This is a genomic window from Eubacterium maltosivorans, assembly GCF_002441855.2.
Taxonomy (GTDB): Bacteria; Bacillota; Clostridia; order Eubacteriales; family Eubacteriaceae; genus Eubacterium; species Eubacterium maltosivorans.
Genome location: NZ_CP029487.1, coordinates 836021 through 849403, shown reverse-complemented (window position 1 = coordinate 849403; position 13383 = coordinate 836021). Strand labels below are relative to the sequence as shown.

General features: G+C 47.6%; 16 protein-coding genes. 8 read left to right on the top strand and 8 right to left on the bottom strand.

Annotation, left to right across the window (positions count from 1 at the left end; all coding sequences use genetic code 11):
- Window positions 1-11: 11 nt before the first annotated feature.
- Window positions 12-221, top strand: a complete 210-nt coding sequence (locus CPZ25_RS04265; RefSeq protein ID WP_207670843.1) for a helix-turn-helix domain-containing protein — start codon at window positions 12-14, stop codon at window positions 219-221.
- Between the two features lie 41 nt (window positions 222-262).
- Here the strand turns inward: CPZ25_RS04265 and CPZ25_RS04260 are convergent, their stop codons facing one another.
- Window positions 263-643 (bottom strand): winged helix-turn-helix transcriptional regulator, encoded by a 381-nt coding sequence (locus CPZ25_RS04260; protein ID WP_096919756.1) that lies wholly within the window; start codon window positions 641-643, stop codon window positions 263-265.
- A gap of 120 nt (window positions 644-763) precedes the next feature.
- Here CPZ25_RS04260 and CPZ25_RS04255 point away from each other — a divergent pair, with 120 nt between their 5' ends.
- Complete coding sequence (locus tag CPZ25_RS04255) at window positions 764-1069, top strand: pyridoxamine 5'-phosphate oxidase family protein (protein ID WP_096919757.1); 306 nt, start codon at window positions 764-766, stop codon at window positions 1067-1069.
- A 71-nt stretch (window positions 1070-1140) separates the two neighbouring features.
- Here the strand turns inward: CPZ25_RS04255 and CPZ25_RS04250 are convergent, their stop codons facing one another.
- The 3 genes from CPZ25_RS04250 to CPZ25_RS04240 are packed head-to-tail and all read right to left on the bottom strand — an operon-like array spanning window position 1141 to window position 4590.
- Window positions 1141-1578, bottom strand: a complete 438-nt coding sequence (locus CPZ25_RS04250; RefSeq protein WP_096919758.1) for an amino acid-binding protein — start codon at window positions 1576-1578, stop codon at window positions 1141-1143.
- An 11-nt stretch (window positions 1579-1589) separates the two neighbouring features.
- Entirely contained in the window at window positions 1590-2891 is a 1302-nt protein-coding gene (locus CPZ25_RS04245) for a phenylacetate--CoA ligase family protein (protein WP_096919759.1), read from the bottom strand.
- A 28-nt stretch (window positions 2892-2919) separates the two neighbouring features.
- Window positions 2920-4590, bottom strand: a complete 1671-nt coding sequence (locus CPZ25_RS04240) for a glutamine--tRNA ligase/YqeY domain fusion protein (RefSeq protein ID WP_096919760.1) — start codon at window positions 4588-4590, stop codon at window positions 2920-2922.
- A gap of 174 nt (window positions 4591-4764) precedes the next feature.
- Here CPZ25_RS04240 and CPZ25_RS04235 point away from each other — a divergent pair, with 174 nt between their 5' ends.
- Entirely contained in the window at window positions 4765-5013 is a 249-nt protein-coding gene (locus CPZ25_RS04235) for a DUF6485 family protein (protein ID WP_096919761.1), read from the top strand.
- A 184-nt stretch (window positions 5014-5197) separates the two neighbouring features.
- A complete protein-coding gene (locus tag CPZ25_RS04230) occupies window positions 5198-5851 on the top strand; it encodes a hypothetical protein (protein ID WP_074616752.1) in 654 nt (217 codons plus the stop codon).
- Between the two features lie 43 nt (window positions 5852-5894).
- Here CPZ25_RS04230 and CPZ25_RS04225 read toward each other — a convergent pair whose 3' ends face one another.
- A complete protein-coding gene (locus tag CPZ25_RS04225; RefSeq protein ID WP_096919762.1) occupies window positions 5895-6107 on the bottom strand; it encodes a TOBE domain-containing protein in 213 nt (70 codons plus the stop codon).
- A 103-nt stretch (window positions 6108-6210) separates the two neighbouring features.
- Window positions 6211-7068 carry a methylenetetrahydrofolate reductase gene (locus tag CPZ25_RS04220; RefSeq protein ID WP_074616753.1) on the bottom strand — a complete coding sequence of 286 codons (858 nt, stop codon included), beginning with the start codon at window positions 7066-7068 and terminating at the stop codon, window positions 6211-6213.
- A 254-nt stretch (window positions 7069-7322) separates the two neighbouring features.
- On the opposite strand from CPZ25_RS04220, the gene CPZ25_RS04215 reads away from it, so the two are divergent.
- From CPZ25_RS04215 to CPZ25_RS04200, 4 genes are all read left to right on the top strand, one after another.
- The gene (locus tag CPZ25_RS04215; RefSeq protein ID WP_207670842.1) at window positions 7323-7949 is read left to right on the top strand and encodes an alpha/beta fold hydrolase; all 627 of its coding nucleotides are present in this window, start codon (window positions 7323-7325) and stop codon (window positions 7947-7949) included.
- A 365-nt stretch (window positions 7950-8314) separates the two neighbouring features.
- On the top strand, window positions 8315-9166 hold the full coding sequence (locus CPZ25_RS04210; RefSeq protein ID WP_074616755.1) for a phosphate ABC transporter substrate-binding protein: 852 nt from the start codon (window positions 8315-8317) through the stop codon (window positions 9164-9166).
- 147 nt (window positions 9167-9313) lie between these two features.
- Complete coding sequence (locus tag CPZ25_RS04205) at window positions 9314-9631, top strand: DUF6951 family protein (RefSeq protein WP_074616951.1); 318 nt, start codon at window positions 9314-9316, stop codon at window positions 9629-9631.
- A 132-nt stretch (window positions 9632-9763) separates the two neighbouring features.
- Complete coding sequence (locus tag CPZ25_RS04200; protein ID WP_096919764.1) at window positions 9764-10564, top strand: MerR family transcriptional regulator; 801 nt, start codon at window positions 9764-9766, stop codon at window positions 10562-10564.
- Window positions 10565-10627: 63 nt separating this feature from the next.
- On the opposite strand, the gene CPZ25_RS04195 is transcribed toward CPZ25_RS04200, so the two are convergent.
- Both CPZ25_RS04195 and CPZ25_RS04190 read right to left on the bottom strand, forming a co-directional pair.
- Window positions 10628-12175 carry a hydantoinase/oxoprolinase N-terminal domain-containing protein gene (locus CPZ25_RS04195; RefSeq protein WP_096919765.1) on the bottom strand — a complete coding sequence of 516 codons (1548 nt, stop codon included), beginning with the start codon at window positions 12173-12175 and terminating at the stop codon, window positions 10628-10630.
- Window positions 12176-13276, bottom strand: a complete 1101-nt coding sequence (locus CPZ25_RS04190; RefSeq protein WP_096919766.1) for a DUF917 domain-containing protein — start codon at window positions 13274-13276, stop codon at window positions 12176-12178.
- Between the last annotated feature and the right edge of the window lie 107 nt (window positions 13277-13383).

The window sequence follows — 13383 nt, the reverse complement described above, 5'->3', positions numbered from 1 at the left end:
GAGGTATGAAAATGAATGGCGGAGAAACAAAAACACGCGACCTGAAGGAAGCCCTCCATGCCTATGAAAAAGAAATCCTGCTCACGGTGCTTCATGAGAACTGTTACAATATTTCTAAAAGCGCCAGAGTTTTAGGCATTTCCAGACAGAACCTGCAGCATAAGATAAAGCGCCACCACATCGCGGTGGCGCATGGAACGGCAGGCAGTACGCAGGGCTGAATGCCTGTATTTCCGCATTGCGGCTGTCTGAATGAAACGAATTATTCGCGTGCAGCGGGAGCGGCCTGATCGTGCATCTGCTTTCCCCACAGCGCAAATTGGGACAGAACCGGGATCAGGTCCTCAGCCGGCCCGGCCAGACTGTATTCTACCCGGACCGGCATTTCATCATACTGCCTGCGGCAGATCAGCCCATTGCTTTCCAGCTCCTTCAGAGAGCTGGCGAGCATGGTGTTGGTAATGCCCGTGATCTTTCGCTTCAGCTCGTTGTAGCGTGTGGGGCCGTCCTGCTTCAGGGCGCAGATAATCGGGATTTTCCACTTGCCGCCGATGAGGCTCAGGGCCGCCGATAAGGGGCAGTAAGTGCCGCAGGGGCAGTGGCTGGTACAGGTTTGTTTTTTAAGTGTTTCAGGAGTGCTCATTTTTTTCTCACCTACTCATAATAAACTGCGTAATTGATTACATTACGTTGTGGTAGTATAATTATACCAGATAGCAAATCCGGAGTAAACTGCTACCAATAAAAATAAAGGAGCATGGTGATGAAAATCCAGGAAGACATCAAAAAAGTAATTGAAGGTTCAGCGTTTGTAGTGATTGATACAGTGGGGGAAAACAATCTTCCGCATCCGATTATCGCAGGTAAAGGGGAGGTTGGCGACGAGACCATCACCTTTGGGATTTACAAAATGGAAGTGACGCAGAAAAACCTGCTGAGCAACCCGAAAGCCTGGGTGCTGGCAGCGACCATGGACGGCGGCCCCAAGGGCTACCGCCTCGAGGGAACCGCTAAGGCAGAGGATAAACAGCTTATTTTTACACCTGAAAAGGCCGAGGAATTGCTGTAATCCTGTTCAGGAATAGAATAAAAAAAACACAGGGCGGTGAGGCTCTGTGTTTTTTTGTCTGAAAAAGGTTTTTAGTCGACCTGATACACCTCTTCCTTTGGCAGGACGATGACGCCAGAGCTTTTGAGCACCTCAAGGGCTTTTTCCTGATCGCTGGTTTTCATCATGACCAGCGGCATGGCGCCCTGATTGCGCATGACAAAGGAATAGACGTATTCCACATTGATGTCATTATCGGACAGGGTGTCAAAAATGCGGTACATGGCTCCGATACGGTCCTCAGGCTCAACGGCCAGCACATCGGTCATTTTGGCCACATGGCCGGCTTCCTTCAAAAGCTCGGCGGCTTTGTAGGGCTCGTTGACAACCAGACGGAGAATGCCGAACTCGGAGCTGTCAAAAACCGAGATGGCCCGGATATCAATTCCGGCGTCACAGATCACCTTGGTGATGCTGGCGAGGTGTCCTTTTTTGTTTTCGATAAAAATGGATAATTGTTTAATTAACATATCGGGTCTCCTTATTTTTCGCCCCGAAGGTCAAGGACACGCTGGGCCTTTCCTTCGGAACGTTTTAAGCTCTTGGGTTCAACGAGGTGGATGGTTGGGTGGATTCCCAGAATGGTGTGCAGCTTGGTCTTGATTTCGGTGTAAAGCGCTTCCAGCTTGGTCACCGAATCCAGCAGGTCGTGGTCGACCACCTCCACATCAATCTCGATTTTATCCAGATACCCCTTCTTGCTCACGGTAATCAGATAGTTGGAGCCAATGCCGTCAATGCTCAGCAGCACTTCCTCAATCTGAGACGGGAAGACATTGACGCCGCTGATGATGAGCATATCGTCGGTACGGCCTTCGATTTTAGCCATGCGGGCCGTGGTGCGGCCACAGGCACAGGTGGTGTAGTCGAGATGGGTGATATCCTTGGTGCGGTAACGGATCAGCGGCAGAGCCTGCTTGGTGATGGGGGTGATGACCAGCTCGCCGGTTTCGCCCTCTGGCAGTACCTCCAGGGTGACCGGGTCAATGATTTCCGCGATAAAATGATCCTCATTGATGTGCATGCCGGTGAGCGCAGGGCACTCGCCGGAGACACCGGGCCCGATGAGCTCGCTCATCCCGTAGTTTTCAGTGGCGAACAGGCCAAAGGCCTCGTTGATCTTGGCGCGCATGGCCTCGGTGGAGCCCTCGCCGCCAAAACAGCCGACCCGCAGGTTTAAATCCACTGCCGGATCCAGGCCCATATCCTGGGCCACCTCGGCCAGGCGCAGCGCGTAGGATGGCGTGCCGATGAGGACGGTGGCGCCAAAATCCTTCATGATTTTTATCTGCTTCTGGGTATTGCCGCTGGACATGGGCACAACCCCGGCCCCAACCTTTTCAAGGCCCTGGTGCAGGCCAAAAGCGCCGGTGAACAGGCCGTAGCCAAAGGATACATGGGCAGTATCCCGTTTTGTCACGCCGCCCATGGTAACCAGGCGGGCGATACATTCGGCCCAAGTTTCAAGATCCTTCCTGGTGTAGCCCACCACGGTGGGGTTGCCGGTGGTACCGGAGGACGCGTGGTAGCGCACGATTTTTTCCTTAGGCACCGCGAACAGGCCAAAGGGATAGTTCATCCGCAGGTCCTCCTTGGTGGTGAAGGGGAGGAAACGCAGATCCTCCAGAGAGCGGATATCCTCAGGCTTGATTTTATTGGCCTTAAACAGGTTTCGGTAGTAGGGCACATTTTTGTACACGTGCTTAAGTGTTTTTTTCAGACGTTTGAATTGAATTTCACGGATTTCTTCACGGGGCAGGGTTTCTTTCAGTGACCAAATCATATTTATTTACTCCTCGATGTTTTATGCTCTATTTGCCGGGACGCCAGGAACTCTTGAGCGGCACCACCTGGTTAAAGACCGGATTTTCCGCGGTTGAATATTTGGGATCCACGGAGAAATAACCCTGGCGGACAAACTGGAATTTATCGTAAGGGGCGGCCTCCATTACACGCGGTTCGACCCAGGCGGTGATCTTCTGCAGCGAATCCGGGTTGATCTTATCGAGGAAGGTGTCGGCGTCAAAGCCTTCTTCGTCCTTGAGCAGCGGGTTCAGCATGTGGACTTCGACCTGTTTCCCTTCGGCGGCAGATACCCAGTGGATGGTTCCCTTGACCTTGCGGCCTGTAAAACCAGAGCCGGATTTTGTCTCCGGGTCATAGGTGCATTTCAGCTCGATGACCTCGCCGTCTGCATCCTTAACCACCTCATTGCAGGTAATGAAGTATGCGCCTCTCAGGCGGACCTCGTTGCCCGGGAAGAGGCGGAAGTATTTCTTGACCGGAACCTCCATAAAGTCGGATTTTTCGACATAGATTTCACGGCCAAAGGGCATTTTGTGCATACCCATTTCCGGTACATCCAGGTTGGTTTCAATTTCAAGCCATTCGATCTGATCCTCGGGATAATTGGTAATGGTGACCTTGAGAGGGTCGAGCACAGCGTTGACACGCGGCGCCTTCAGCTTCAGGTCGTCGCGAATAAAATGCTCCAGCATGGCGATGTCCACAGTGGAGTTGGCCTTGGCCACACCGATTTCCTCACAGAAGGCCTGGATGGCCTCCGGGGTGTAGCCACGGCGGCGCATACCGGAGATGGTCGCCAGCCTCGGGTCGTCCCAGCCGTCCACGATGCCCTCGTCCACCAGCCTTTTCAGGTAGCGCTTGCCCATGATGGTGCCGGACAGGTTCAGCTTGGCGAACTCGATCTGGCGGGGGTGCTCAGCCTTAAAATCGTCCAGGTTGGCCAGAACCCAGTCGTAGAAAGGACGGTGGTCTTCAAACTCCAGGGTGCACAGGGAATGGGTGATGCCCTCGATGGCGTCCTCCACCGGATGGGCAAAGTCGTACATGGGGTAGATGTACCAGTCCTCATCGGTGTTGGGGTGCTTGGTGTGCAGGATGCGGTAAATGACCGGGTCCCGCATGTTCATATTCGGGCTGCCCATGTCGATTTTAGCGCGGAGCACCTTGACGCCCTCTTCAAATTCGCCGGCCTTCATTTTTTCAAAAAGCTCGAGGTTTTCGGATACAGAGCGGTTGCGGTAAGGGCTCTCTTTGCCAGGCTCCTTGAGGGTGCCCCGGTACTCACGGATCTGGTCGGCATTCAGGTCGTCCACAAAGGCCAGCCCCTTTTTAATGAGCTCCACCGCGTAATCCGCCATTTTGGAAAAATAGCTGGATGCAAAGTAGAGGCGGTCCTCCCAGTCAATGCCCAGCCAGGATAAATCCTCCTTGATCGAGTTGACGTACTCAATGTCTTCCTTGACCGGGTTGGTATCGTCAAAACGCAGGTTGAACTTTCCGTTGTACTTTTTGGCAACGCGGTAGTTCAGCAAAGAGGCCTTGGCGTGGCCGATATGTAAATAGCCATTGGGTTCGGGCGGAAAACGCGTATGCACACGCTCGTTGGTATACACATGGTTTTTGTTATCCTCATCAATGGCGTTGATAATAAAATTGGTTTTTTCGTTTGTCTCCATCTATTCTCTCCTGTTGTGATTCTTGATTTTTATACTTCCTAAAATAATATCATAAAATCAGGCAAAAGCCTATAGTTAAGATGGGATATTGTGGGAGAAAAAGAAGGAAAGTTTTCAAAGCGTCGGGCACTGTGTTATAATAATCCTGAAAAACAAATCAGGAGGAGTATCATCATGAGCTGCAACACATGTCAAACACCCGAAACTGTTGAAGAGCGGATCTGCCGGAGGGATAAAAATGAGCAGGGCTGTACCTGTACTGAATTTGGCTGTAAACAGCATGGCTACTGCTGTGAATGTATCGCCAAGCATCGGGGACGGGGGCAGATACCAGGCTGCCTGTTTTCCGAAGAAGGAGAAAAGCTCCATGACAGAAGCCTAGAAGCTTTTTTAGAGGATGTTAAAAGAAGGCAGCAGGCTTAGGCCGCCGCTGAAAAAGACAGAGGATTTTTTATATCCTCTGTCTTTTTGTATATGGGCATTATTCACTCCTTTAAATTCAGATAAAACAGTTTTATAAACCACTTTTTATATTGAATTTTTGCTGAAATTCTTGGGTGTAAGGTGTATAATAGACGAGGAAAATTGACAGAATGAGGTGGAATGGATGGAATTTAGATTTGAAACAGAGCTGGGTGGTAAAAATGCCGTGTTTGAACTCCGCACAGCCCCTTTAACCGATGAGGACGCCGCCAAGAAAACGACTTTGCGCGGTTATAAATGTGAACAGGTCATGGTAAACGGCGAGGCCCTGAAAAATCCGGCTTTTATCAGCTGCTATGCCGAAACCAATAAAAAGGAAGGTCCAGCGCTATGCTTTAAGTTTGGTATGGCCAAGTGGATGGAAGAGCAGTTCGGCATTGAAAATAAAAAGGGACAAGCCCTCTATGTGGGTATCCCCGAAAGCGTGCAGGCAGCTTATCTGGAAATGCTTGGAAAGCTGGATCAGGAAATTGAACGCCTTCAGGCAGAGGCCGAAAAGCGGAGGGATGAAAATGATAAAAATGTGCGGGACGATGATATTATCGAGCTATCCTACAGTCCGCGCTTTGTAGGGGTTCGTTATCCCTTTGATTCAAACAGAGAAAAGATCGAGTCGAAAATATGGTCCCAGTTCGATGGTAATCTGGACCTGGACGACTGGATAGAGGTGCATCTGGAACCATACTGCGTGGGGCTTGGCTGTGGCTGCTCCAAGAAGTATAGGGTGCCCTACAGAGAATACGCGGCGCTGCTGGAAGCATATAAAGCGCAGCTTTAAAAAAACCAGGACGCTTTAAATGAGGTGTCCTGGTTTTTTAGTGTTAGTCATCAATGCCGATCATGACAGAGGTCGCTTTGATCACCGCATAGGCGTCCGAACCTACCTGCAAGCCCAGCTCTCTGATAGAATCCATGGAGATGGTGGAGGAAATCTGGTTTCCACCGCCGATGTCTAAAACAACAATGCCGTTTACGACGCCTTCTTTAATCGAGACGACCTTTCCGGCCAATTGGTTGCGAGCACTTAATTTCATCAAAAATGCCTTCTTTCTATGGTATATTTTCTCATTATCATAATGAATACAGCTTAAGAATAACTTTAAATAAAGGCGGAGCCCTGTCTTTTTATCATATCGGTCAACGGATACCGGCAGCACGGACAATCTCGGAAATGTCCGCCCATTTGTTAAGGGAGTAGATGTGCAGCCCGTCGATTCCGGCGCTTATAAAGCGGTGGATCTGTTTGACGGTATACTCCACGCCGGCCTTTTTAAAATCTTTTGGATTATCGCCATAGCGTGCAATAATTTCAGCCAGGTCTCTTGGAATGGAGCTGCCGTTGGATACCGCCATGCGGATGGTCGGGTCTTTAGCCAGAACGGGCATAATACCCACATCAATCGGCAATGTGATATGCGCTTTCCGGATTTTTTCGACCCACCATTCATAGTGGGCAACATCGTGGCAGAGCTGTGTCATAATAAAATCAGCGCCGGCATCCTGCTTTATGCGCAGATGGGCAATATCCTCGTCAAAGCTGCTGGCCTCAAAATGCTTTTCCGGGTCCCCAGCCATGGCAATGCTGAACTCTGGAAACGCTTCTTTTATAAAAGCGATCAGCTCGTTGGCATAATCAAAATCTCCGCCCGTCGAAGCACTGCCCTTTGGAAAGTCGCCCCGCAGCGCCAGAATATGATCTACGCCCAGTGACAGGTAGTTTCTGAGTTCATCACGGATTTTATCTTTGGAATTCCCAATACAGGTAAAATGGGTGATGGGGATCGTTGCGCCACTGTCCTTAATGGCCTTGCAAATTTCCACATTTCTGCCCGCATTGGTTCCGCCGGCGCCATAGGTACAGCTGATAAAATCCGGCTTGAACGCGTAGAGATGATCAAGTGTGTCAAGCAGCGGCTCAAGCGGCTGTTCCTCCTTTGGCGGAAAAACCTCAAAAGAAAAACTCATCCGATTCTTCATGATTTCTGGTATTGTCATAAAACCCCTCCGTATTTAATTTCTACTTAATAGCTTATATAAAGCATATCCGATTTCTTTACGAATAAACAGTGTATATGCAACAAAAGTCAATATAAAGGCTCATGGCGCGCATGATTTCTATGGTCTGGTTTTTAGTTTTACTGGATTTTATCAGGCTGTTTATCAAGCGTGAACAAATAAGTTGTTGTATTTGAGAGAAAACGATATAATTAAGGTATCGTAATAAATTAGAATTTGTGAGGAAGATGTTAATGAAAAAGATTTTTATACACGGTTCGGGACATAAATCAACAAGCTGGGATGAAACAATTTCATATATGGAAAACAAAAAAGATATTTTGTGTCCGAATTTATTTTCTATTCTTAACGGAACAAAAGCGAGTTATCAAAATTTATATTCTTTATTCACAGAATATTGTAATAATAATGATGGACAAATAAACTTATGTGGTATTTCGTTAGGTGGTATATTAGCATTAAATTATACTTTAGATTTCCCACATAAAGTAAAATCTTTAGTTTTAATTGGTACTCCACATAAAATTCCTAAAGTAATGTTTAGTATTCAAAATATAGTTTTTAGATTTTTGCCAAAATCAATATTTGAGAATATGGCATTTAATAAAAAAGACACTTTTATTTTGGGGAACTCTATGAAAGATTTAGATTTCAGTAAAAATGTAAAAAGTATAAAATGTCCTACTCTTGTGATTTGTGGGAAAAAAGATAGTGCTAACATTAAATCTGCATATTATTTATCTGAAAATATTCAAAATGCTAAATTAAAAATAATTAGTAATACTGGACATGTTGTGAATGAAGAAAATCCTATAATTCTAGCAAATATATTAAATGAATATTATAACGAAAATAAATAGAGCAAATTATGTTTATAAAATCAAAAAGATAAATTCCAGTTTACTCAAGGGTTAAAAAATTAGAATTCATGTGTTCAAAAAAACAAATCGCGTATTCCAGCAGTTTAAAAACTAAAATCAGGGTATATTATTAATGCATACCTCTTACTTACATCTCCCCAAAATTTTCCTTATACCTTTTATTGTTGATATCCCCGGCTCCCCCAAGCCGGGGATATTTTCGTCTGAGGTACTTTAGTCTGATTTAACAGAGCTTTAACCTTTTCTTTACCGATTCAAAACCAAAGAGGTGTTTTTCTCTGGTATGATTAATCTCGTAGTTAAGCACAACTTAAGAAATTAAATATCAAAGGAGAAGAAATTAAATGGGATTAAAGAAACGTTTAGCAGGTCTGTCCATGGCCTTGGTTGTCGGAACATTTGCATTTGCAGGATGCAGCGGCGGAGGAGACAGTACGGGCAGCTCCTCAGCGGCCATTTCCGGTGAAATCAACGGCGGAGGCTCCACCTCAGTCCAGAAGATCATCGAAGCGGCGGGCGATGAGTTTGCAGCTCAGAATCCGGATGTCAAATTTACATACAGCGGTACCGGCTCATCTGACGGTATTAAGGGAGCAACGGAAGGCACCTACGCTTTTGGCTGTGCTTCAAGAGAATTAAAGGATGAAGAGAAATCTGGCTTGACGGAGCTTGTTTTTGCCTATGACGGCATTGCCATGATCACACATCCATCCAATCCGGTTACCAACCTCAGCTCAGCGGACTTGACAAAGATTTATACTGGTGAAATCACAAACTGGAGCCAGGTCGGCGGTAACGATGCGCCCATCGTCGTCGTATCCAGAGAAGATGGCTCCGGCACCCGTTCAGCCGTCGAAGAGCTGCTGAAATTTGAGGATAAACTAAAACCAGACGCCACCATCAAAGAAGGCAACGGTAATGTACAGTCTACAGTCGCTGGAAATGAAAATGCTATTGGCTATGTATCCTTAACCTTTGTGGACAACACCGTTAAAAAAGTAAATGTTGACAATGTTGAAGCAACCGTCGATAATGTCGTAAATAAAAGCTATCCGGTATCCAGACCGTTCCTGGCAGTTTACAAGACAGACAGCCTGAACAATCAGACAAAAGCTTTCTTAGATTTCTTGATGACCGATGAAGGACAGGCCATTGTTGAGAAAGAAGGCGGTATCAAGGTTGCGCTTGAACAGTAAATAAAGGCTCCACCTTCTTTTGTCCCCGGTTTGCCGGGGGCTTTTTTAATGTCGGAAGCTTGTCAGGCCATTAAAAAGTTTAATGTTGTTTTTTGGCACAAAAAGGCATATGATAGGGTTAAGATTTTAAGAAGGAGTGAAAAGAAAATGACAACCCTGAAATTGAATGCCGGCCCCTGTGGCTTTAACACAGTCATCAAGGCTGAAACCGAAAAGCCATACAAGGTTAAGGTGACTGTTGAATCGGAATGCCCTCATTACAAGGCTGTAAATGATGATCTGGCAGAACCGTTGGATGCTCTTGGAATCTGCTGTAAGGAAAAATATGACAGCAACACCGTTTATAAGATCTTCGCGAAGCATATGAAGCATCCAGCCTGTCCGGTGGCCGTTGGGGTGATCAAGGCCATGGAAGCTGAAGCAGGATTGGCCTTAAAAACCGATATTGAAATGAAGTTTGAATAAAACAGATAAAGCCTGCCGGGTCAGAAGGCAGGCTTTTTTTAAAAAGTTTTAAAACAGCGCTTGACTTTCCAGTCACTGGAATGTGTATACTTAAGTCATGTTCGAACAATGAATTACAAAGGGAGGAACAAAATGCTGACCATTGGTGCATTTTCAAAAATCAGTAATGTTACCACTAAAACACTGCGGTATTACGATGAAATCGGCCTGATCAAACCGGTTTATGTCAATGATGAGAACGGATACCGTTATTATTCGGCCACCCAGCTGGAGACTGTTTTGCTCATAGGCAAGCTGAAATGGTACGGCTTCTCACTGGACGAAATTGCCGAAGTGCTTAAGAATCCCGAGGATAACACCTTTATTCTCTCGCAGATCAGGGAGAAGGAGGCAGTTCTGAGGGAGACAGCACAGCATTATCAGATGCTTCTCTCCTTGCTGGAAAAAGATATTTCAAACTTAGAAAGAGGTAAAAACATTATGGCCTATTTAGAACAGATTGAAGTCAAGCTTGTTGAAACTAAACCCATGCCCATTTTATCCATAAGGAAAAAAATGAATGTCAAGGATTCGCAAAAATATATTATGGAGCTGATGAAAACCGTTCAGGATAAAGGGCTCACGCTTACCGCCGGCCCCATGAGCATTTTTCACGATGAGGTTTATGATCCTGAAAACTACGATATGGAGGACGCTGTCGCCATCAGGGAGGCGGAGGAAAGCACCCGTATTTTGGAGGGTGGCTTCTGTGTCATGTCCGTTTTAAAGGGCGCTTATACCGAATTGCCTTCTGTTTACGCAAAAATAAGAGAATGGATTGAGGAAGAAGGCTACACTGTTTCGGGAGCCCCCTATGAGATTTACCAGACCGATCCAACGCAGGTTCTGCCTGAAGAGAATATTACAGAGATTTATGTCCCGGTAAAAAAATAAGCGTGGCAAATGTCCTGGCTGTTATAAAACAGCCAGGACATTCTTTGCTTTTATACTAAAAAATTAGGCCAGATCACCAGCTGCCTTGACTTTCAAACGGCTGGTATTGCCGGGATAGTAGGCCAGAGGAACATCCTCAACATCAATGATGGCTATGGCCTCGGGGATTGCTCCGGCCTCAACAGCCAGGCTTGAGGCCTCTGCACGGGCGTTTTTAAGAGCCTCATCCCTGGGGATTTCATCATAGGATATCAGCCTTTCATAGGTCCCGCTGACCTTGGAGATGGCTGAGCCGATGGCATTGGCAATACCAAAATAGTCTGGTTTTGCTACCTGGCGGGCACCTGTCAGCTCTTTTGGAACAATGATCGAACCGCCACCCACCAGTACCACGTCGATAGCATCGTTGGAAATTTTCATCTGGTCAATACTGTCTTCGATCATTTCACGGATAACAGCCATAGCGCTCTCGGCAAAATCCAGTTCAATGCTGTCTGTCCTTGAAGGATCGCCCACCTCGGCCATACCCAGACGGACTGCAATGTCGGTGGCAGTTATGGTATTGCCACCGAAAATCAGGGCTTTTTCAGTTATCTGATAACCCACACTGTCTGGCCCCACGGTGATTTCGCCGTTTTCTTCACGGACAACAGACCCGCCGCCGAGGCCGATGGATATGACGTCTGGCATGCGGAAGTTTGTCCGTACACCGCCAATGGTGGCGGCAAAGCTGCTTTCTCGCGGAAAATCATGCTGAATGACCCCGAAGTCTGTTGTAGTGCCGCCGACGTCGATGACAACAGCGTCGTGTAGACGGCTCAGATAGGAGGCGCCGCGGATAGAGTTGGTGGGCCCGCAGGCGATGGTGAGGATAGGGTAGCGTCTTGCAAAATCCATGGTCATTAAGGTACCGTCATTCTGGCTCAGAAAAATATCGGCGTTTTCAATGCCTTCGTCTGCCAGACTTTTGGCAAAGCCTTTAGTAAAGCTTTCGGCAACCTCATACAGGGCAGCGTTCAAAATGGTCGCATTCTCTCTTTCAACAAAGCTTAGTGTTCCGATTTCACTGGATTTTGAAATGTGGACATCGGGTCCCAGCACTTCTCGGGCCAGCTCGGCACAGCGGTCTTCATGCTCGTTCCGCACCGGGGAGAAAACGCAGGAGATGGCAATGGACTGTGTTTTACCTTTGATATCTTCAAAAAAAGCGCGTGCGCCAGCTTCGTCAAACGGGGCAATTTCTCTGCCGTCAAATTCGTAACCACCGGCTACTGTCGTGGTGGCAATGACAAAATCAGTCAGATCTACCGGCCAGTCCACCATGGGCATAATGCCCTGCATAGCCGGCGCCGCCAGACGAATTACAGCCACTGGAGCCAGCTTTTTACGCTCCACAATGGCATTGGTACACTGAGTGGTGCCGAGCATGGCCTGATTAACCTGTGAGCGGTCAATATCGGCTTCGCGAAGCACATCCTTCAAAGCGCCCAGAATACCCGAATAAATATCTTCGGAAGTGGTGTGCTTAATGCCTGCGATGATGTTTCGATTTTCATCTACGACAACGGCGTCGGTATTTGTACCGCCAACGTCAATTCCTATTTTATACATTTATGCGTTCTCCTTTCCAGATAAGCGTTCTTCCAGCGGAATATAATCTGTATCACACCCAAAATAACGCGGCCCGACCATTTCAAGCCCCTGTGGTGTGCGCCATAGATCATAGCAGGGCAGTCCTACGGCCATAACCCGTTTGCCATATTTTAAGGCGTCGGTCGTCACAGGAATAAAGGTTTCCGTATCGACCAGACAGATCAAGTCGGGAACCGTTGCCTTTATACGGCCATTGACGGTTGCGGTCAGGTTTTCGTTTTGGAAGGTTACCTCGGCCTGTTGCCCGCGGTACTCAGAAATGCCGTCCAGCATAACATGGCCCAGATTAAAAGCGCCGGTGGTTTCACGCAGCACATCGGTTATTTTGCCCTTGAAAATTTTGTAACCGCCGGTCTGCGTAAGAAAGCTCGCTTCAGGTGTTCTGTTTTTATCAAGCTGCTTGATGCCCCTGATGGCAGTGCCCAGCTTTTGGGAACGGGTGATGATATTTTTGACGCCCCATTTTTTCATGGTAGCGCCATCCATGCCATACAGTGCAATGCAGACAGATCCGCCGCAGGTCAGGGTGACTGCCCGGGCGAGGTCTTCGGTCCACTTGTTTGTGATGGTTTCAAAGATACAGGTATTGCCCTTTTCATCGGTCAGGGCCATGGGAGTAGCACTGACGCCGCCCAGGGTAAAGGTGACCATCTGAAGCTCTGGAAAGGCCCGGCCCATACCGTCGACATCCACGAGGGGGATGCCCAGGCGGGCTGAGGCTGCAATGGGCAGCATACTGTTGACACCGCCGGCTTCGATGGGAAAGAAGCCCTTGATTTCTTTGCCGTAGAACTGGCTGACCATATCGTAAAGGCGTTTGTACTCGCTGCCGTTTATGCCCTTTTCGGCCAGTACAGTGGGCGCCCCCATCATGGCGATGGGAATAACCAGGTCATCGTCACCGATTTCTTCAGGGTCCATCATGGTGACGTCGCCGCAGGTTTTGATGGCATCCATGGCCATGAGCTTGCCAATGTAGGGATCGCCACCGCCGCCAGCGCCCAAGAGGGACGCGCCCAGGGCGATGTCTTCGATTTCGTTAATACCAAGCGTTCTCAATTTTAATTCTCCTTATTATCCGGTTTATTTTCAATGATTACAGTATAAACAAATTGAAAATAAAAGTAATGGGCCAATGGGATAAAATAAAAAAGATGCTTTCGTCC